Source organism: Vibrio sp. ECSMB14106, from assembly GCF_000972265.1.
Classification (GTDB): Bacteria; Pseudomonadota; Gammaproteobacteria; order Enterobacterales; family Vibrionaceae; genus Vibrio; species Vibrio kanaloae.
In genome coordinates this window covers 24,120-43,127 of record NZ_LAUM01000001.1, presented here as the reverse complement: position 1 = coordinate 43,127, position 19,008 = coordinate 24,120, and the positions used below count along the sequence as shown (strand labels likewise).

At 44.3% G+C, this 19,008-nt stretch carries 20 protein-coding genes; 10 read left to right on the top strand and 10 right to left on the bottom strand.

What is annotated here, in order from left to right; genetic code table 11:
- The first annotated feature begins 58 nt into the window (after positions 1 to 58).
- On the top strand, positions 59 to 1,075 hold the full coding sequence (gene ansA / locus WR49_RS00195) for an asparaginase (RefSeq protein ID WP_017056472.1): 1,017 nt from the start codon (positions 59 to 61) through the stop codon (positions 1,073 to 1,075).
- Between the two features lie 164 nt (positions 1,076 to 1,239).
- Here ansA and WR49_RS00190 read toward each other — a convergent pair whose 3' ends face one another.
- Positions 1,240 to 1,521, bottom strand: a complete 282-nt coding sequence (locus WR49_RS00190) for a YeaC family protein (protein WP_017056471.1) — start codon at positions 1,519 to 1,521, stop codon at positions 1,240 to 1,242.
- Positions 1,522 to 1,635: 114 nt separating this feature from the next.
- On the opposite strand from WR49_RS00190, the gene WR49_RS00185 reads away from it, so the two are divergent.
- Positions 1,636 to 2,442 carry a DUF2989 domain-containing protein gene (locus WR49_RS00185; RefSeq protein WP_046222675.1) on the top strand — a complete coding sequence of 269 codons (807 nt, stop codon included), beginning with the start codon at positions 1,636 to 1,638 and terminating at the stop codon, positions 2,440 to 2,442.
- A 147-nt stretch (positions 2,443 to 2,589) separates the two neighbouring features.
- On the opposite strand, the gene msrB is transcribed toward WR49_RS00185, so the two are convergent.
- Positions 2,590 to 3,027 carry a peptide-methionine (R)-S-oxide reductase MsrB gene (gene msrB, locus WR49_RS00180; RefSeq protein ID WP_077680161.1) on the bottom strand — a complete coding sequence of 146 codons (438 nt, stop codon included), beginning with the start codon at positions 3,025 to 3,027 and terminating at the stop codon, positions 2,590 to 2,592.
- 319 nt (positions 3,028 to 3,346) lie between these two features.
- Between msrB and gap the strand changes: the two genes are divergently transcribed.
- Together gap and WR49_RS00170 are read left to right on the top strand one after the other, a co-directional pair.
- The gene (gene gap, locus WR49_RS00175) at positions 3,347 to 4,342 is read left to right on the top strand and encodes a type I glyceraldehyde-3-phosphate dehydrogenase (RefSeq protein ID WP_046222674.1); all 996 of its coding nucleotides are present in this window, start codon (positions 3,347 to 3,349) and stop codon (positions 4,340 to 4,342) included.
- Between the two features lie 255 nt (positions 4,343 to 4,597).
- The gene (locus WR49_RS00170) at positions 4,598 to 5,482 is read left to right on the top strand and encodes a D-hexose-6-phosphate mutarotase (protein ID WP_046222673.1); all 885 of its coding nucleotides are present in this window, start codon (positions 4,598 to 4,600) and stop codon (positions 5,480 to 5,482) included.
- A 94-nt stretch (positions 5,483 to 5,576) separates the two neighbouring features.
- On the opposite strand, the gene WR49_RS00165 is transcribed toward WR49_RS00170, so the two are convergent.
- The gene (locus WR49_RS00165; RefSeq protein WP_046222672.1) at positions 5,577 to 6,551 is read right to left on the bottom strand and encodes a nucleoside hydrolase; all 975 of its coding nucleotides are present in this window, start codon (positions 6,549 to 6,551) and stop codon (positions 5,577 to 5,579) included.
- A 205-nt stretch (positions 6,552 to 6,756) separates the two neighbouring features.
- Here WR49_RS00165 and rlmA point away from each other — a divergent pair, with 205 nt between their 5' ends.
- The 5 genes from rlmA (at position 6,757) to WR49_RS00140 (ending at position 13,004) form a co-directional block, all read left to right on the top strand.
- On the top strand, positions 6,757 to 7,572 hold the full coding sequence (gene rlmA, locus WR49_RS00160; protein WP_046222671.1) for a 23S rRNA (guanine(745)-N(1))-methyltransferase: 816 nt from the start codon (positions 6,757 to 6,759) through the stop codon (positions 7,570 to 7,572).
- Between the two features lie 75 nt (positions 7,573 to 7,647).
- The gene (locus tag WR49_RS00155) at positions 7,648 to 8,607 is read left to right on the top strand and encodes a ChaN family lipoprotein (protein WP_046222670.1); all 960 of its coding nucleotides are present in this window, start codon (positions 7,648 to 7,650) and stop codon (positions 8,605 to 8,607) included.
- 274 nt (positions 8,608 to 8,881) lie between these two features.
- Positions 8,882 to 9,235, top strand: a complete 354-nt coding sequence (locus tag WR49_RS00150; protein ID WP_046222669.1) for a hypothetical protein — start codon at positions 8,882 to 8,884, stop codon at positions 9,233 to 9,235.
- Between the two features lie 111 nt (positions 9,236 to 9,346).
- Positions 9,347 to 11,233 (top strand): BCCT family transporter, encoded by a 1,887-nt coding sequence (locus WR49_RS00145; protein WP_046222842.1) that lies wholly within the window; start codon positions 9,347 to 9,349, stop codon positions 11,231 to 11,233.
- Positions 11,234 to 11,426: 193 nt separating this feature from the next.
- On the top strand, positions 11,427 to 13,004 hold the full coding sequence (locus WR49_RS00140) for an alkaline phosphatase (protein ID WP_017056461.1): 1,578 nt from the start codon (positions 11,427 to 11,429) through the stop codon (positions 13,002 to 13,004).
- A gap of 124 nt (positions 13,005 to 13,128) precedes the next feature.
- Here WR49_RS00140 and WR49_RS00135 read toward each other — a convergent pair whose 3' ends face one another.
- A complete protein-coding gene (locus tag WR49_RS00135; RefSeq protein WP_046222668.1) occupies positions 13,129 to 13,566 on the bottom strand; it encodes a YcgN family cysteine cluster protein in 438 nt (145 codons plus the stop codon).
- A 159-nt stretch (positions 13,567 to 13,725) separates the two neighbouring features.
- On the opposite strand from WR49_RS00135, the gene WR49_RS00130 reads away from it, so the two are divergent.
- Positions 13,726 to 13,974 carry a YkgJ family cysteine cluster protein gene (locus WR49_RS00130; RefSeq protein WP_004734153.1) on the top strand — a complete coding sequence of 83 codons (249 nt, stop codon included), beginning with the start codon at positions 13,726 to 13,728 and terminating at the stop codon, positions 13,972 to 13,974.
- A 220-nt stretch (positions 13,975 to 14,194) separates the two neighbouring features.
- Here the strand turns inward: WR49_RS00130 and recR are convergent, their stop codons facing one another.
- From recR to WR49_RS21405, 6 genes are all read right to left on the bottom strand, one after another.
- Positions 14,195 to 14,794, bottom strand: a complete 600-nt coding sequence (gene recR, locus WR49_RS00125) for a recombination mediator RecR (RefSeq protein ID WP_029626987.1) — start codon at positions 14,792 to 14,794, stop codon at positions 14,195 to 14,197.
- Between the two features lie 78 nt (positions 14,795 to 14,872).
- The gene (locus WR49_RS00120) at positions 14,873 to 15,202 is read right to left on the bottom strand and encodes a YbaB/EbfC family nucleoid-associated protein (protein WP_009848672.1); all 330 of its coding nucleotides are present in this window, start codon (positions 15,200 to 15,202) and stop codon (positions 14,873 to 14,875) included.
- Between the two features lie 152 nt (positions 15,203 to 15,354).
- Positions 15,355 to 17,538, bottom strand: a complete 2,184-nt coding sequence (gene dnaX, locus WR49_RS00115; protein WP_017056457.1) for a DNA polymerase III subunit gamma/tau — start codon at positions 17,536 to 17,538, stop codon at positions 15,355 to 15,357.
- Positions 17,539 to 17,556: 18 nt separating this feature from the next.
- Positions 17,557 to 18,102, bottom strand: coding sequence for an adenine phosphoribosyltransferase (apt, locus tag WR49_RS00110; protein WP_017056456.1), 546 nt, complete (start codon positions 18,100 to 18,102; stop codon positions 17,557 to 17,559).
- Between the two features lie 161 nt (positions 18,103 to 18,263).
- A complete protein-coding gene (locus WR49_RS20845; protein ID WP_077680152.1) occupies positions 18,264 to 18,635 on the bottom strand; it encodes a YbaN family protein in 372 nt (123 codons plus the stop codon).
- A 119-nt stretch (positions 18,636 to 18,754) separates the two neighbouring features.
- Complete coding sequence (locus tag WR49_RS21405) at positions 18,755 to 18,892, bottom strand: hypothetical protein (protein ID WP_004734169.1); 138 nt, start codon at positions 18,890 to 18,892, stop codon at positions 18,755 to 18,757.
- Positions 18,893 to 19,008 lie beyond the last annotated feature (116 nt).

The window sequence follows — 19,008 nt, the reverse complement described above, 5'->3', positions numbered from 1 at the left end:
ATGACAATCCGCTATAATTGCCCTCCTGTTCCCTATATCACACTAAGTATTAATCGCTATGGAAAGAAAACACATCTATATCGCGTACACTGGCGGTACTATTGGCATGCAGAAATCTGTTGATCACGGTTATGTCCCAGTCGCAGGTTTCATGGATAAGCAGCTAGCTGGCATGCCTGAATTCCATCGCCCAGAGATGCCTGAGTACACCATACATGAATACTCTCCGTTAATGGACTCTTCAGATATGACGCCGCTTGATTGGCAGACTATCGCTGATGATATCCGAGCGAACTACGATAAATACGATGGTTTCGTGATCTTGCACGGTACTGACACAATGGCTTACACCGCTTCTGCGCTGTCGTTCATGTTAGAAAACCTAGGCAAGCCTGTGATTGTAACGGGCTCTCAGATTCCACTCGCAGAGCTACGCTCAGATGGACAAGCCAACCTACTGAACGCACTGCACATCGCGGCGAATTACCCTATCAACGAAGTGACACTGTTCTTCAACAACAAGTTGATGCGTGGTAACCGTAGCACCAAATCACACGCTGATGGCTTCAATGCGTTTACTTCCCCAAACCTGACCCCATTGCTAGAAGCGGGTATCAACATCCAACTTAGCAATAACGTAAAAGTAAACGAACAACCAAGAGGTGCGTTTAAGGTTCATAACATTACTCCGCAACCTATCGGCGTGATCACAATGTACCCAGGCATCTCACACGAAGTGATCCGCAACACGCTGTTGCAACCAGTGAATGCAATGATTCTGCTTACTTTTGGTGTCGGTAATGCGCCACAAAACCCCGAACTTCTTCAACACTTAAAAGAGGCCTCAGAGCGAGGTGTCATTGTGGTGAACTTAACTCAATGCTTGGCGGGTAAAGTCAACATGGGGGGTTACGCAACAGGCTGTGCCTTAGCGGAAGCAGGTGTAATCAGTGGTTACGATATGACCCCAGAAGCGGCATTAGCGAAGTTACACTATCTATTAAGCCAGAGCTTGAGCTATGAAGAAGTGAAGACTCAGATGCAACAAGTGTTACGTGGTGAGATGAACTTATAAGATTGTTAAGTGGTCCTTGAGCCCAAGGCCTTGACGTGAATCCTGTCGTTTCACGATGATAATCAAAGGGTTTTAACGTGAACTAAGTCGTTTTATTGCTTACAAATAAACAACTTAACAATAAAAGGGATGGCACAGTGCCACCCCTTTGTTGTAATTTAAGATTAATGATTTGGGTTAACCCTAACAATATCTTCTTGGTCTGATTTAAACTGTTTCTTTAATTCAGACTTAGATTTAAAACTCATCTCACCGCCAGCTGCAATTGTCATATGTTGAGCTTCAGAGTTATGTTTAGATTGGTATAACATAACCGCTTGCATACACGAATCGCGCTGTTCTTTTGAGAGCACCGTGCCTTCTGGCCATTTACCCGTTTCAACAGCGTAAGTTAAACGTTCGTAGACTTCGGGAGTCATTGCGCTAAGAAGTTGTTCTGCATCCATGGTAAAAGCCTTAGTTTTAACAATTTTCACCAGAAAATAACCCGTAACAGAATTGAGTCAAGAACCTGACCGAAAATAAGTGTATTTGATCACAAGTGAAGGAATATGAAAATTATGAAATGGTTGGCGGTTGGCATATTGCCTCTCACTTTAGTTGGGTGTCTTGAAGGGAACAAAAACACCGATCAGTTGTGCCAAAGCAACCCGGCGTTACAGTGTGAGCAATTGAACATGAATGACGGTCACTGTCGCGTTGCGCGTACCGACCTTATATGGCATCGATTTGAAGTCCAAAAACAACCAACCGAAACCAATAAGATTAAAGAATTTAAACTGGTATCTGCCTATAAGAAATGCCTAGAGCTTGCCGCACAGATCGAGACGATCGACCAATCCAAACTTCAAGAACGCCGCTTTACCTCTTTAATGCACAGCATTGAAGAATCTGAACGCATTGTTGAAGAACTAGCTCAATCAGACACGCCTGAAACACTCTACTTTTTATGGTCACAAACTGGCGACATCAGCGCAAGGCGCAGTTTCTTACAGTTAGAAGGAAAAGAAGCCTTAAATACCGCAGAAATGCAGTATGCCTTAGCGACTTTCTATACCACGAGAGATCATGCTAAAACGTTAAAATTGCTCAATAATGCCCTGACATTATCTAATGGTTCAATCGTTAATACTGAAATCTTCAAGTCTATGGCCAGCATCAACCACAGCCTAGGTCACATGGAAAAAGCGTACGTGTGGGCAATGGTAGCCAAAGAATTTAATGTACCGATAGCATCTGAAGCGGAGTTGGCTGTTCTTTATCGTTTCGCCAAGCCAAAATACAAACAGTTAAACAAAGATGCTGATAAAATTGTCGAAGCCATTGAAGATAGAGTTTACAGCTCTTCCGTAATCCCAAATTATTGAGGTTGCCGTTCCCACTTATTAAAAATAAAAACAGCTACCATGATGGTAGCTGTTTTTATTTGTACTAGAGTTAACTCTGTAATCTGAGTCGTTCAAGGTTCCTTAAGCGACAAATGCGATCTGTAAGGATTAAACAATAGTGACAAGTTATTTCGTACTTTTGTCATTTTTGTTGAAAATTAACGACACCGAATTAACACAGAATCGCTCACCGGTTGTCTTCGGACCATCAGGAAAAACGTGACCTAAATGGCTATCACAAGCAGCACAACGGATCTCTACACGCTTCATTCCGTGACTTAGATCTTCTATATAGCGTACGGCTTCATCCGTTACAGGGGCATCAAAACTAGGCCATCCGCACCCAGAGTCGTATTTGTTATCCGACAGAAACAAAGGGCTTTCGCAGCATGTACAGCTATAGATACCCGTCTCTTGGTTGTGTAGTAACTTACCGCTATATGGGGCTTCAGTACCACGTTGACGACACACTGCAAACTCGTCGTCTGATAGGCGTTCACGCCAGTATTCATCAGGCTTTATCATATTTTCTTCCTTTTGAATCACGTTAATATATCTCCACATTCTCATTTATTATATTTACTTTTTTCTTTAAAGGCTTGCATGTAAGTCATTTTGTAGCACATACTTTCTCACTAGAAAACATTGTACATATACACTCATAAATGAATCATCATTTAGAGGTATTTTACCCAACTGGAAGGGTACAGAGCCATTCGCAATGGTCAATTTTCAACCACTTACACCCAATTGTTAAGAAAAGCGGCGCTTTTTTTTGACTTTAAACAAGTTAAGTCGGATTATCTATTGCAGATGTATACTGGATTCTGTAATTTTACTACCAGTTATCTTTAATCAGAAATTAAGTTGTGGAGCAACTACAATGACTATCAAAGTAGGTATTAACGGTTTTGGCCGTATCGGCCGTTTCGTATTCCGCGCAGCTCAAGAGCGTGCAGACATCGAAGTAGTAGGTATTAACGATCTAATCGACGTAGAGTACATGGCATACATGCTTAAGTACGACTCAACTCACGGCCGTTTCAACGGTACTGTTGAAGTTGAAGGCGGTAACCTAATCGTTAACGGTAAAACTGTACGTGTTACAGCTGAACGTAACCCAGAAGATCTTAAGTGGAATGCTATCGACGTAGACGTAGTTGCTGAAGCAACTGGTCTTTTCCTAACTGACGAGACTGCACGTAAGCACATCACTGCTGGTGCTAAGAAAGTTGTTCTTACTGGTCCTTCTAAAGATGCAACTCCAATGTTCGTAATGGGCGTTAACCAAGCATCTTACGCAGGTCAAGACATCGTTTCTAACGCTTCTTGTACTACTAACTGTCTTGCACCTATCGCTAAAGTACTTAACGATAAGTGGGGCATTGAATCTGGTCTTATGACTACAGTTCACGCTACTACAGCAACTCAAAAAACTGTAGATGGCCCTTCTGCTAAAGACTGGCGCGGTGGCCGTGGTGCTTCTCAAAACATCATCCCATCTTCAACTGGTGCTGCTAAAGCTGTAGGCGTTGTTCTTCCAGAACTAAACGGCCTTCTAACTGGTATGGCTTTCCGTGTACCAACTGCTAACGTATCTGTAGTTGACCTAACTGTTAACCTAAAAGAAGCAGCATCTTACGAAGAAATTTGTGCTGCAATGAAAGAAGCTTCTGAAGGCGAAATGGCTGGCGTTCTAGGCTACACAGAAGACCAAGTTGTTTCTCAAGACTTCATCGGCGAAACTCAAACTTCAGTATTCGATGCTAAAGCTGGTGTTGCTCTAACTGACAAATTCGTTAAAGTTGTATCTTGGTACGACAACGAAATCGGTTACTCAAACAAAGTTCTAGACCTAATCGCTCACATCTCTAAGTAATTTCTTTTTAGAAATAGCTTTAGACAAGCATTAGCGAAGACTGTTTTGAGCAGACTTTGAAAAAGGCGACCTTAGTGTCGCCTTTTTAATACCTGTTACCTTTTGAACGGCATTTATTTCGCTCGTTAAAATACCTTTGGCTCATTAAAACGCTAAAATTAAATTCCAATACTGGCTCTGATTGTCACTCATAAAATCACAAGCACCGTTGTTACAGTCAGCATTTGAATTTAATTTCCTTAGAAGGATCATGTAATGGATTTATCTACTCTACCGGCACTGACTGTACTTTCTGACAACGTCACTATCGTTGAACACCAAGGTGTAAAACTGGTTCGCATTATCCATGATAAAGCGAACGCAGCGATTTCACTGTTTGGCGGCCATGTAGTGTCATTCCAACCGCGAGGTCAAGAAGACCTGATTTGGATGAGCCAACAAGCTAAATTCGACGGAAAAACAGCCCTACGTGGCGGTATTCCGGTATGTTGGCCTTGGTTTGGTCGTATTGCAACACCTGCACATGGCTTTGCTCGTTCAAGTGAGTGGCAATTGATTGAGCATCGTGAAAGCGAAGCAGGCGTGATTGTAAGCTTAGGTCTGAAACCTAGCGAAGCGACTCTGGCAGTATGGCCTCATCAATTCGATGCTCGATTGAACGTTGAGATTGGCGACCAACTAAAAGTCACTTTGGATGTGAAGAACACAGATTCGCAACCATGGACTTTCTCTGGCGCGCTGCACACTTACCTAAATATTGGCGATATCCACAGCACAACGACCACTGGTATGGGCGCTGAGTACATTGATAGCCTGCAAGGTGGCAAGATCTGCCAAGGCGGTGCTGAATTGGTACTGACCGGCACGATTGACCGTGTTTACACACAACCAGAAGCGCAAATCTATATTGCTGACAAGAAGCTGGATCGCACGCTAACAGTTGAAAACCACGGTCATAACTCTGCCGTACTATGGAACCCTTGGGCTGAAGGCGCTGCAAGTATGGGCGACATGCAAGACGACGGTTACCTAACCATGCTGTGCGTAGAATCAACACTGCATGCACCAAGCCTAGAAGCAGGAAAAACGCTAAAGCCTGGCGAAAACCACCAACTGATTACGATGATTGCCGCTCAGTAAGCGACTCAATAAGACTATTTAAAGGCCGGTTCATCCGGCCTTTTTTACAGCTACTTTTTAAGCGACTTATTAACAATACTATGATGGCTATCAATTAGCTTTGCTGCTGTGAATAGTGAACTAAAGTTTTTCTATAGAGTGACAGTAACGCATTGTCGTCCACTTTAACGCCTACTTTTTGATCAGGGAACGGGCTCCATTCATCATTCATGTAACTACGTTTGTCGCTTTTCTGAATCGTCATTCCTTCAGCTGGACCATCAGTCACGACTCTGACCGAGCCACTACGACAGGTAAACAGAGATGGTTGGATAACATAAGCAATCGCTGAAGGATCGTGAACATGACACCCTTCCATACCTACTTTTTCGGAATAGAACTTTAAGTAGTAACGGCTGACATCCCAGATAAACTGCCCTACCTCTCCAGCCTCATCTCGCAAATCATCTAGGTATTGGCGAGTAAAAAAGCTCTCCTCAGTAACATCAAGACCGATAATCACAACAGGCCATGAGGCAGTAAATACCTTGTCGGCTGCATGAGGGTCATCATGGATATTCGCTTCCGCAAATGGCGTTACATTACCTCTATGGTCATTTTCACCGAACGCGCCTCCCATAACGACCACTTCTTTTACCAAATCGACAATTTCTGGGTCGGCTTCCAGAGCGAGTGCGAGGTTAGTAAGAGGGCCAACCGCCACAAGAGTAATCTCTCCCGGTTCAGCTCTAACACTGTCGACAATGAACTGATAAGCTGGCTTATCAATCGCTGTGACATCTAACGAACTTGGCGCTTTTACATCACCAAAACCTTCCTCGCCATGCACAACAACCGTGGCTCCAACGGGATCTCTGATTAAGGGTTTATCCGTCCCCTTAGCCACAAGCGCGTTCATACCAAACCTCTGCTTCAAATAGAGAGCATTCCGAGTACCGTTGTCTATCGTCGCATTACCATAAACCGTGGTGATGCCCATCAGGTCAATATCCGGGTGCGCTTCTGCAAATAGGATTGCCATTGCATCATCGATGCCCGGATCTGTGTCTAAGATGATTTTCTTTGTCATATCAGCTTCTAATTAAACAGTAGGAAGGAGAGAACGATACCCATAAAAAAATCAGATAAACGTGATCTAAACCTAATGCTATGATTTTGATTGAAATAGTACTTAAACTCATCATTCTAAGAGCGGATGTTTTCGTCTTTTTATTTAGCCTGATGCAGACCTTTTTGGTAGAATTTGCGCCCAACTCTATGCCTCTGAGAGCGTCATGACTTACCAATGCCCTTTGTGTCACCAACCTTTATCTCAAAACGATCGTACGTTTAAGTGTGAAAAGAACCATCAGTTCGACCTAGCGAAAGAAGGCTATGTCAATTTGATGCCTGCGCACCACAAACGCTCAAAAGATCCAGGTGACAACAAAGAGATGATGCAGGCACGTCGTCGTTTCCTTGAAGGTAACCACTATGACCCAATGCGCCAAGCGGTGGTGACATTGTGTTCTCGCTATCTACCAGCTGAGGCACCTAGCCTATTGGATATTGGTTGTGGCGAAGGGTATTACACCAACGAAATTGCTGTGAATCTTCAAGAAAAGAATGGTGCGACTTTTGGCCTAGACATTTCTAAGATTGCTATCAAATACGCCGCTAAACGCTACCCTGCTGTCGACTTCTCAGTTGCATCAAGCCATCGCCTACCCTTTGCTGAAAACAGCTTAGACGGCATTCTACGCATTTACGCGCCTTGCAAGGCTGAAGAACTACAGCGCACCATCAAAGACAGCGGTGTGGTGATCACCGTGACGCCAGCTAACCGACACCTATACCAACTGCGTGATGCGATTTATGATGGTGTTCGCTTGCATGACGAAGATCCAGAAGTGATCGAAGGTTTTACGCTTGAGCACCAAGAGCAACTAAACTATGTAATGGAACTATCGGGGTCAGATGCATTCGACCTGCTACAGATGACGCCGTTTGCTTGGAAAGCGACTGAGGAGTTTAAACAACAACTCACCGAAGCTGAGCAATTCAACTGTGAAGCAGACTTTATGCTAAGAGTGTATCGCAAATATATTTAATTGATATTGATTATCGTTTGCATTGAAATCTCATCTTGCCTCCTTTAGTATGCGTGTTCTTCAAGGAGGCATTTCATGCAACGTATTATTCTTATCGGATTAGCTACCCTGCTCACGGCTTGTGCTAATCAACCTTCAAACAGCACTTCTCAAAAAGTGGCTAACACGCAAACGGAAACCATTTCCACATTCTATGATTACCAGTTAGCTTCTCCACAAGGCAAAACGCTTTCTCTCAATGCTTTACCTGAGCAGTTGATTGAAGCTGATGTGGTTCTTATTGGTGAATGGCACACTCACTCGGCAATCCATCGCTTTCAAACCGACTTCTTAAAAGCGCGCCGCAACGCCACATCAAACATTGCGCTTTCAATGGAACAGTTCACTCGAGAACACCAAACCACACTCGACCAATACTTAAGCGGCAAAATTGGTGAACAAACTCTCATGTCTCAAGCGGCAGCTTGGCCAAATTACGAAAGTGATTACCGCGCGTTAGTTGAGTTCGCAAAAGCCAACGACGTCGATGTTATTGCGGCAAATGCACCAAAGCCATTTGTTCAGTGTATTGGCCGTAAAGGATTGCCTTACCTAGACCAGTTATCGACCGAGCAACGCCAATGGATTGCTGCCGAAGTGGATACTGGTGATAGCCCTTACAAAGAAAAGTTCATGGCTTCGATGCATCACGGCACCCCAGAGCAAACAGAAAAGCAGTTTGCCGCTCAGGTAACGTGGGACGAAACCATGGCAGAGTCGATTGTGGATTACCTAGCGTCGAATCCGAATAAACAAGTAATTCATGTGGCTGGCAAGTTCCACACCGAGGGTGGTTTAGGAACGGCAGCATCGATTCTACGTCGTAACCCTGATTTGAAAGTGGTCGTTATCAGCCCTATTGAAGAGTTATCAGCGGATACGAGCGACTACCAACTAAAAGTGCTTTCGCCTCCCGCTCGCTTTGTTCAAAAAGAGAACCGAATGAAGGCATACAAACACCTATCTAAACGCGGTTCTGATCTCAAGTGCGACTAAATACATCCGCAATCCAGCCTTAAGCTTTATTTAAGTTGAAGCCTGGTAAGCGAGAAGTCTGGTAAGCGAGAAACCCGGCACGCTAAAAGTTTGTTAAATAGCGCTCTAAGTTAAATATTAATATCGGCATAGGAATTGCTTAATTACCAAGCAGTTTTGATTAAGCAGAAGAAAATGTAATGTGCGAATAAAAAGCATCACTATCGATGATTAATTGCACAAGTTTTTCACACCTCTGCCGATACTATATTTAAGGATAGGTAAGGAGAGCGATATGACGCCAGTAGGAACGAGTAACACTCAGCTGTATTCACCTTCGCAAATGAGCGCACAAGCTAAAAGCAATGAAGCTGAAAAGCCTGCACCTCTTAAGGTTGAGCAAAATACCGTGAAGCTTTCTGATGAAGGCAAAGCCCTATTATCTGCCCTTAAAGAGATCGATAAAGAAGCCAAAAAGGTCGAAGCTGAAAACGCGACCGTTACCGATAAGGTTGAGTCATTTGCTCATGGCGCTTTAGGTATGGATCACCCAGATAAGATTGAAGAAGAGGACGATGGTTCTTATTCTGCAGGGCAATACCTGTCCGCAGCGGCAACCGTTGGTGGGATCCTTCTCGCTCTGGTTTAACGCCCTCCCCTCATGAATTAAATCTATTTGTTGTTACGACAATAGATTCGATTTGCCCTAAAAAATGAGTTCACTCCATAATTCCTCTCTCATTTTAATGGAATTATGCTCGTGAAAAACGCTTTTGAGCTTATTGATAAGCCAACCTTCTTTGGTGCAATTGCACTCCTACTCACGATAGTTTTCCCGCTCATTTTGTTCCCAATTCAGGGCGCAGACTGGATTGCGGTTGCAAAAACATTCATGACAGATCAACTTGGATTTCTCTATCTTGCTTTAGGTCTCGCTGCTTGTGCATTTATGGTTTACGTTGTCTTCAGTGATATGGGCCAAATTAAACTGGGTGAAGCTGATGAAGAGCCTGAATTCAAAACAGCATCATGGGCTGCAATGCTATTTTGTGGTGGTATTGGTGCAAGTATCCTGTACTGGGGCTGTATTGAGTGGGCTTACTACTACCAATCACCTCCTTTCCAACTAGAGCCGGGCAGCGAAGAGGCGGTTCGTTGGGCAGCAACTTACGGTTTGTTTCACTGGGGACCTATTGCTTGGTCTATCTATCTAATCCCTGCAATTCCTATTGCTTACTTTTTCTATGTTCGTAAACAGCCCGTTCTAAAGATCTCTAGTGCACTGATGCCTGTTCTTGGTGAGCACCGCAGTAAAGGCGTACCTGGAAAAATCGTCGATATCCTATTCATTTTCGGCCTACTTGGCGGTGCGGCGACAACATTAGGTTTAGCAGCCCCTCTTATTACTGAAGGTCTGAACCACCTATTTGGTCTACCTAAAAATAACCTAACGCAAGTGATGGTGCTTTTAGTGTGTACTGCGATTTTTGCTTACTCATCTTATGCAGGATTAGAAAAAGGCATCAAGATTCTAAGTAATATCAATTTCTGGGGTGCGATGGGTCTACTGGTTTTCGTGTTGATTGCGGGTCCAACCATCTTCATGCTTGAAACTGGTTTAGATTCAATTGGTCGCCTACTGTCTAACTTCTTCGTGATGGCGACATGGGCAGAACCATTTGGAGGTTACGGTACCTTTGAAAACACCCACTTCCCACAAGACTGGACCATTTTTTACTGGGCATGGTGGCTAGTATTTGCACCGAGTATGGGTCTGTTTGTTGCGCGTATCTCTCGCGGCAGAACCATCAAACAAATGGTGTCAGGTTCTATCTTCTTCGGTTCACTAGGCTGTTTCTTATTCTTCATGATCCTAGGTAACTACGGCCTATCACTGCAGCTTTCTGGTGAGCTAGATGTGGTTGCGATTTTGAATGCCGAAGGCGCAACTAAGGCCATTTTCTCGATGCTAGCACAACTGCCTATGAGCACTCTAGTTATCGCGGTATTCACTCTGCTTTGTATCATCTTTACAGCAACGACGTTTGACTCTATCTCATACATCCTTGCGTCTGTGGTTCAAAACAATGTGACTGAAGAACCAATGCGCTGGAACCGTATGTTCTGGGCATTCACTCTGTCGTTCTTACCAACGATTCTGATGTTCTTGGGCGGTCTAAGTACGCTACAAACGGCGGCGATTGTTGGTGGCTTACCGTTGCTTGTTATTTCTGTGATGCTGATGATCTCAGCAGTTCGTGCGACTAACCTCGACCTGCGCCACCAAGATGCGTACATCGAACCAACGATTAACATCGAAGAGTTGCCAGACATGGATCCATGGTCTGCAGAAGGTATGGCACTGGCTCAGTTTGAGAAAGAAAGAGATGCAGCACAAGAAGCTGCAGAACTTGAGCGTGTTGCTTACACAGAACTTGCCGCAGTGAAGAAAGAAATTCGCGCTTATGTGTTAGAACAAGGTTCACAAATGGAAACTCACGAGTTACCAGAGAACCTACAACAAGCACTTGAGCAGGCCGAGAGTAATCTGAGTACCGCACAAGCTAAAAAGATCGAGTTATCTGAGCAGGCTCAGAATGCTCGAATCGCATTCAATCAAGTGGTTACGGAACTACAACTTGCTTAATATTAGCCATAACGTCGTCCATTTACTTGGACACTCCTAAGTAAGCAAAAGGCTCACCGAAACGTGAGTCTTTTTTTATGTTCTCTCAGAATTTTGAGTTATTACTCAAATTTATAATTATGAAACAAATGTGAAACGACTTTGACACATTTTGATGTTCTAATCATCCGGCTTATATGAAAAGGGACAACTAATGAAGCACATTATTAAACCAATCATTGCCGCAGTGGCAACCTCAACACTCTCATTCAACGTACTTTCAGCAGAAATCAAAAACGTCATTCTGATGATTGGTGATGGTATGGGACCTCAGCAAGTTGGCTTATTGGAAACCTACGCAAACCAGGCGCCAAATTCCATTTATAAAGGGAATAAAACCGCCCTTTACCAATTAGCTCAAGAAGGGGTCATTGGTTCATCCCTGACTCACCCAGAAGATGCGATTGTGGTGGATTCCGCTTGTTCTGCAACCATGCTTGCAACGGGTATCTATAGTGGTTCAGAAGTGATTGGCATTGACTCGCAAGGCAATCATGTCGAGACGGTACTTGAGAAAGCCAAAAAAGCAGGCAAAGCAACTGGCCTAGTGTCCGACACGCGTTTAACTCACGCGACACCCGCTTCTTTTGCGGCTCACCAACCTCACCGTTCACTCGAAAACCAAATTGCTAACGACATGCTAAAAACGGGCGTTGATGTAATGCTTTCAGGCGGGCTACGTCACTGGATTCCAAAATCGACCAATGACAAAGGCGAAACCTACAAGCAACTTGAGAAATTGACTCAGGGCGATGTTTACCTAAAATCAAAACGTAAAGACGACCGTAACCTTCTAACTGAAGCAGAAAAGGACGGCTACCAACTAGCGTTTAACCGTAGCATGTTAGAAGAAGCTAAAGGCGACAAGCTACTTGGCCTGTTCGCCTACTCAGGCATGGATGACGGCATCGCTTACAGCAACAAGAAAAAGAGTGGCGAACGTACTCAGCCAAGCTTGAAAGAGATGACACAAAAAGCACTCAACGTGTTATCCAAAGATGAAGACGGCTTTTTCCTAATGGTTGAAGGTGGTCAAATCGACTGGGCGGGCCATAGTAACGATGCCGGCACTATGCTGCATGAACTGCTCAAGTTTGATGAAGCGATCCAAACAGTGTATGAATGGGCAAAAGATCGTGAAGACACGATCGTGATAGTGACCGCAGACCACGAAACAGGCTCTTTCGGTTTCAGCTACTCTTCTGACAACCTACCAAAACCACAGAAACGTTCTGGCGAAGCTTTCGCTGATCGCGACTATGCACCCAACTTTAACTTTGGTGCATTCGACATTCTAGATGGTTTATATAATCAGAAACAAAGCTACTATGGCATGATCAGCGAATATCAGAAACTGGATAAAGCGCAGCAAACACCTGAAAAGCTGGCTGAGATCGTCAACCAGAATAGTGAGTTCCCTATCACAGCGGAACAGGCGAAAAACGTATTAGCCAGTAAGCCGAACCCATACCGATTGGCTCAGCACAAATACTTGTCGGCAGAGGAAGTACCTGCTATCAACGATTTTGATGCATTCTTCCCTTATAACGACCGTGGCAATTTACTTGCTCGTGAACAAGCAACCGGTCAAAACATCGTTTGGGGTACAGGCACACACACTCACACACCAGTGAACGTTTTTGCTTGGGGCCCAGCAGAGAAAATACTGCCAGTTTCGAAAATCATGCACCACTCAGAACTGGGTGAGTACATTAAACAACAAGTAAACTAGCCTGAACTTTTTACTCGTTTAAGCAAGCGCCCTTCGGGGCGTTTTTTTGATTCTAATTGTTGGTTTTTTTTTGGTACTACCGAATAACAAAACAGCCGCTCAAGAGCGGCTGTTTTTAGAATAACTAGCGATTCGGGTGGTTCAATATGTGGTCTTCCCAATCAACCACATCAATTTCGTATACCACTTGATTACGAACGCTTTCACCTGCTGCATGCATCTCTGATTTAGAACCCGTGATCAATGGGTGCCATTTGGGAATTGGCTTAGATTCTGATAGAAGACGGTAAGCACAGGTGTCTGGTAGCCAATGAAATTCATCGATCTTGTCACGAGTCAGCTTCAAACACTCTTCACCTGACGTGAAGCGGTTCGGGTAATCTTTACACGAACATGTTTTATCGTTTAACCAGCTGCACGCCACGTTGGTGTAGTAAACTTCATCGCTATCTTCATCCATTAGTTTATGCAGGCAACACTTACCACAACCGTCACACAGTGATTCCCACTCGTTCTCGGTCATTTGCTCTAGTGTCTTTTCTTGCCAAAATGGATTCGTCATAGGATTACTTCTTACTCTTTTACTGGGGTGCGTGTTATACCGCTAGCCCATAAAAAGTTCAAGGATAATAATTGTTCATTCTTTGATTCAATCAACAGCTGTCACTCTCATCATTTTTTGCTACTATCGCGCACCCTGTTATTTAGTGAGTTTAATTTGATGGAATGTCGCCTAGGTTGTGGAGCTTGTTGTATCGCTCCAAGTATTACATCTGCTATTCCTGGAATGCCTAATGGTAAGCCTGCTGGCGTACGCTGCATTCAATTAAATGAGCAAGATCTATGCAAATTATTTGGTCAACCTTCACGCCCGAAGGTATGTCACCAGTTCAAAGCCTGCCCTATCATCTGTGGTAAGACGGACCAAGAAGCACTCGATAACCTTATCGAGTTAGAAGCGATTACCTAAGCATATTTGCTCTTATATCCGCAAGATTTCACAAATTTGCGAAATCTCAACTGTCTTGTTGAGACTATTCCAGATTAATAAGAATTGTTATGAATAGGTATACGTTAGAAATGGTCGGAACATTTGGGGTGGTGTTAGGTAATAGCGCCGTTTTAATCGTCGCTTCTATCTATGCAGGTAAAAGAAAAGCCGCTTAGTGATAATTCACCAAGCGGCTTTTTTAGATCTTATGACGACCTAGTAAGGAGTGAGAAAGCGTGGTGCCATCCACCAGCTCTAGCTCACCACCAACGGGAACACCATGAGCAATACGGCTTGCGTTGACTTCATGGGCACTACACAGCTCTGCGATGTAATGCGCTGTTGCTTCCCCTTCAACTGTCGGGTTCGTCGCTAGGATTACTTCAGAGATATCACCACGACGTAAGCGGTAGTCCAAAACATCGAGACCGATATCACTTGGACCAATACCATCTAGTGGTGAAAGATGCCCCATCAACACAAAGTAACGACCTGAATATTGGCCAGTTGCTTCAATTGCTGCAATATCTGCAGGGCTTTCTACTACACATATCTGACCGTTATCCTGACGTTTAGGATTAGTACAAATATGGCAAGTATCTTCTTCGGTAAAAGTACGGCACTCATTACAATGACCAATTTCTGTCATTGCTTGGCTAAGAGCTTCAGCCAACTGTAGGCCGCCTTTTCTATCGCGCTGTAACAAATGAAAGGCCATACGCTGCGCCGACTTAGGGCCAACCCCAGGCAGACAACGTAAGGCCTCCATCAGATGCTCCAGCATGTGACTGGTACGCATATTTAACCGTTCTGATTTTCAAATGGTGACTTGTTCGACACAAACCGCCACTTGAATTAACTTTAAAGAATAAGTTACTTAGAAAGGCATCTTCATACCTGGTGGAAGTTGCATTCCACCAGTTACGCCAGCCATTTTCTCTTTTTGAGTTTCTTCAACACGACGAGCCGCATCGTTGAAGGCAGCAGCGATAAGATCTTCAAGCATCTCTTTATCGTCTTCCATTAAACTTTCATCGATATCAACACGGCGAACGCTGTGGCTACCAGTGATCGTTACTTTTACAAGGCCAGCACCTGACTCACCTGTAACTTCCATATTTGCGATTTCTTCTTGAAGCTTTTGCATGCGCTCTTGCATTTGCTGGGCTTGCTTCATCATGTTGCCCATACCGCCTTTACCAAACATGTTAATACTCTCTGGTCTAATTGGTTTATTAAAATTAATTAAGCTATACGTGCCTAAATGGGGGTTAAAACAATGCGATTCAACCCCTCGATGTTCAGTTCTCAGATTCGCTTATCTGAGATGATATGCCGGTCACTAAACGAGACAGTGTTCTAGATAGGACGAACGCTGTCTCTGTCGAGCTCCGCAGCAAAACGCTTTTCTATAAACTGTACGTTGGCATCGTTTTCCAAACTGGTAAACGCATCTTTCAACTTGCCTTGATACAATCTTTCTCGTAGTTCTAGAGGCGTTTCTCCACCCTCACCGATTTCAACGCTCAAATGACACTCTTCTCCGAGTACGGCATTGAGAGACTGTAATAGTTCGCTCTGCGCACGGTCCGTATTCAAGTGAGCCTGACTCGCTCTTAACGTTAGAGTAATTGATGTTCCATTTTTAGAAAACACTGAGTTTAATGCTAACTGTTCAACAAGCTTGGCTGTCTCTAGCTTTTGAATCGTGGCGGACCATTGATCTTGAGAAATAGACTCTTGAAGCAATTTTTCGACCATTTCTGGTGTCTTAACATGCTCCAACGCGCGCTTGATCTGAGTGGGTGTAAGCTCTTTGTTCACCTCTTGCACTACAGGTTTAGACGGTTTCCAGCGATAAGATTCATTATCATTGGTCACCTTTTGTGTCGAAGAGGTAGATAAAGAAGCTGGCGACACCCGCTCAGAGCCACCGTGTTGCTGAGCAACTCGGTCAAGAACTGAAGTTTTAGCTGGTGTCGCTTTAGCCTTTTTTGGCGCTGAACCTTTGCTCTCTGTTGGTGCTGCGCTGCCTCTGCGTTGAGAACGCAGTTGGTGGCGTAAACCACTCACAGGCGAAGCCGGACGTTCTGATTGTCCTTGCGGAGCAGAAGAAACAGGTGAAGCAGCGTTGTGTGGCTGAGCTGGGCTCTGATTCTGATAATTCGCTTGCTGTTGAGGCTGCTCTGCACCATAGCTAGGGCGTTCGTCATAAGTCGGTGGTGCATCATACTGACTGTGCGAGTAATCCTGCTCAGGATAACCTTGGCTGCCTGAATGGCCAGCGTAACCTTGCGAATCTGAATACTGTGCTGGATTCTGCTGCTGAGCCTGTTGTACAGGTGGCGACTGCATAGCTTGCTGTTGAGGCGCCTGTTGTTGCATCTGAGACTGTCTCGGAGCTGCCATTGACGCAGTGCTCGTCGACTGAGTCGATATTGCCGTTGCCATTGCTTGTTCTGCAGGTCTAAACGCCAACATACGTAAAGCCACCATCTCAATACCAACACGCGCAGTGGGTGATAACGGTAGGTCTTGACGTCCTTTCAACACAATCTGATAGTACAGTTGGATATCTTGTGGGCTTAATGCGTTGCTAAGCAGTTCTATCCGTTCAGCATCAGGCTGTGCTTTATCTAAGGTTGATGGTAATGCTTGAAACATTGCAAGGCGATGTAACTGGGTCGCAAGTTGACTCAATAAACCATCCCATTCCACACCATTCTCGGCAAGACCTTCGATGCAAGCCATTGCTACTTGCGGCTGCTTACTGCTGATCGCTTCTAGCAAGTGAATGGCTTGGTCGGTGTCTAGCGTACCGAGCATATGAGCCACAGTGTCTGTCACAACATTGCCGTTGCCTAATGCGATAGCTTGATCCGTTAAACTCAGAGCATCACGCATACTGCCGTCAGCCGCGTGAGCAATCATCCCAAGCGCACGAGACTCAGACGCAACACTTTCTTGTTCAAGAATATGATCGAGCTGCTCGTGAATATTATCAACACTGATCGGCTTAAGGTGGAACTGCAGACAACGCGATAGAATCGTCACTGGAAGCTTCTGTGGATCGGTCGTTGCGAGCAAAAATTTCACATACTCAGGCGGCTCTTCTAAGGTCTTTAGAAGCGCGTTAAAACTGTGCCTAGAAAGCATGTGTACTTCATCGATAAGGTAAACCTTGAAGCGACCACGTGCTGGCTTGTACTGAACATTGTCCAGAAGCTCGCGGGTATCTTCTACCTTTGTTCGAGAGGCAGCATCGATTTCAAGAAGATCAACAAAACGACCTTCATCAATCTCTTTACAGGTTGCACATTCACCACAAGGGGTTGAGGTAATGCCTGTTTCACAGTTGAGACCCTTAGCAAATAAACGGCCGATGGTCGTTTTACCGACACCTCGTGTGCCGCTGAACAGGTATGCGTGATGCAACCTATTTTGGCTAAGGGCATTCTCTAATGCTGTTAAAACATGGGCTTGACCAACCACTTCTTTGAATTTGGTTGGTCGCCATTTTCGCGCTAACGCAAGATAGCTCATGAATAATTCCGAAAAGGATTAGTGACCGTCGAATTCGCAGATGCTAAACACTTCTAGACCTAAGCCTTTTAAGCGCTTGTCACCACCGATTTCTGGAAGGTTAATAACAAATGCAGCGTGCTCTGCCACACCACCGAGCCTACGAATCAGCTTTGTTGTTGCTTCAATCGTACCGCCTGTTGCTAACAAATCATCAACCATCAGCACTTTATCGCCTTCAACGATAGCGTCGGTATGGATTTCTAATGTATCTGTACCGTACTCAAGTTCATAAGATTGAGCCACAGTTTCACGAGGCAGCTTGCCAGGTTTACGAACAGGAATGAAGCCAACACCTAGCTCAAGAGCCAAAGGCGCACCAAATAAGAAACCACGAGCTTCCGTACCAACGATCTTAGTAAAGCCCATGTCCTTGAATGTTTCCGCTAGCAGGTCAATAGTCGCTTTGTAAGCCGCAGGGTCTTCCATCAAGCTTGTTACGTCACGGAACAAAATACCTGCTTTAGGGTAATCAGGGATGCTTTTGATGCTTGCTTTGATCAGGGAGATTTTTTCTGTGTTCATAATCTTATGCACTTCATTAGGCCGCTTTCCAAACCCTCGTTAATGAATCAAACATCAACGCTTGGAATTAAGGAAAGGTACGATTGGTATTCATTGCAACGAGAGTCATAGCCCTGATTGCTGAAATAATAAACGCCCGCTTTACAAGCAGGCACATTGGCTTAATGGTAGTGATTTTCTTTGCTGTCAGCAACCAACTCATGGGTCGGAAGTCGCATAAACCATGTGAGAAGAATAACAAGTACGCAAATAAGGAAAACCTTAACCCAAATGATCGGGGAAAAGCAGATGGATAACGCAAAACTCAACAAGATAAAGAACACACCGCGCGTTTTAACTTGTTTGGTTACGGCACCATGTTGATACCAATTGTTCAGTAAAGGACCCAGCGTTTTGTGTTCATGCATCCATTTATGAACTTTAGGATTGCTTCGCATGAAGCATGCGCTAGCAAGAAGAAGAAAAGGCGTGGTTGGCAGAACAGGTAAAACTATCCCTAGCACTGCGAGAAATATACAAAGGCCACCAGCAATATTGAGACTTAAAACTCGAACGCTAATTGTGGCCTCCTTAAATTAATTACGACCCGTTAACTTTCAATCAGTCAGCTCTGAATCAGTCAACTACGATTCAGCAAACGGAAATCGGTTAACTAAAATGTTGCGTAACCATTGAATACACGGATCAACGTTAATGTTGCTGGTAACAATGGAATCGCTAAAAATGCGGCTAAAAATCCTAAAAAATAGAATACATTAAACGGGTCTTGAAAGTCTTTGTTATCTGCCATGATTGCTTCTTGTTTTTGTTAGTAAAGGTAAGTATGTGCTATCTGGTGAACCAAACCCGCTTTGCTAAATTGACATTTAACAAAAAAGGCATAGCCACACCATTTGCGCAACTATA

Coding starts and splice junctions, on each gene's coding strand:
- WR49_RS21405 (WP_004734169.1), bottom strand. CDS start 18,892: ATGGCAGATAACAAAGACTTTCAAGACCCGTTTAATGTATTCTATTTT.
- apt (WP_017056456.1), bottom strand. CDS start 18,102: ATGAACACAGAAAAAATCTCCCTGATCAAAGCAAGCATCAAAAGCATC.
- WR49_RS00185 (WP_046222675.1), top strand. CDS start 1,636: ATGAAATGGTTGGCGGTTGGCATATTGCCTCTCACTTTAGTTGGGTGT.
- recR (WP_029626987.1), bottom strand. CDS start 14,794: ATGCGTACCAGTCACATGCTGGAGCATCTGATGGAGGCCTTACGTTGT.
- WR49_RS00150 (WP_046222669.1), top strand. CDS start 8,882: ATGACGCCAGTAGGAACGAGTAACACTCAGCTGTATTCACCTTCGCAA.
- gap (WP_046222674.1), top strand. CDS start 3,347: ATGACTATCAAAGTAGGTATTAACGGTTTTGGCCGTATCGGCCGTTTC.
- rlmA (WP_046222671.1), top strand. CDS start 6,757: ATGACTTACCAATGCCCTTTGTGTCACCAACCTTTATCTCAAAACGAT.
- WR49_RS00165 (WP_046222672.1), bottom strand. CDS start 6,551: ATGACAAAGAAAATCATCTTAGACACAGATCCGGGCATCGATGATGCA.
- WR49_RS00120 (WP_009848672.1), bottom strand. CDS start 15,202: ATGTTTGGTAAAGGCGGTATGGGCAACATGATGAAGCAAGCCCAGCAA.
- dnaX (WP_017056457.1), bottom strand. CDS start 17,538: ATGAGCTATCTTGCGTTAGCGCGAAAATGGCGACCAACCAAATTCAAA.
- WR49_RS00135 (WP_046222668.1), bottom strand. CDS start 13,566: ATGACGAATCCATTTTGGCAAGAAAAGACACTAGAGCAAATGACCGAG.
- ansA (WP_017056472.1), top strand. CDS start 59: ATGGAAAGAAAACACATCTATATCGCGTACACTGGCGGTACTATTGGC.
- WR49_RS00170 (WP_046222673.1), top strand. CDS start 4,598: ATGGATTTATCTACTCTACCGGCACTGACTGTACTTTCTGACAACGTC.
- WR49_RS00130 (WP_004734153.1), top strand. CDS start 13,726: ATGGAATGTCGCCTAGGTTGTGGAGCTTGTTGTATCGCTCCAAGTATT.
- WR49_RS00155 (WP_046222670.1), top strand. CDS start 7,648: ATGCAACGTATTATTCTTATCGGATTAGCTACCCTGCTCACGGCTTGT.
- msrB (WP_077680161.1), bottom strand. CDS start 3,027: ATGTGGAGATATATTAACGTGATTCAAAAGGAAGAAAATATGATAAAG.
- WR49_RS00190 (WP_017056471.1), bottom strand. CDS start 1,521: ATGGATGCAGAACAACTTCTTAGCGCAATGACTCCCGAAGTCTACGAA.
- WR49_RS00140 (WP_017056461.1), top strand. CDS start 11,427: ATGAAGCACATTATTAAACCAATCATTGCCGCAGTGGCAACCTCAACA.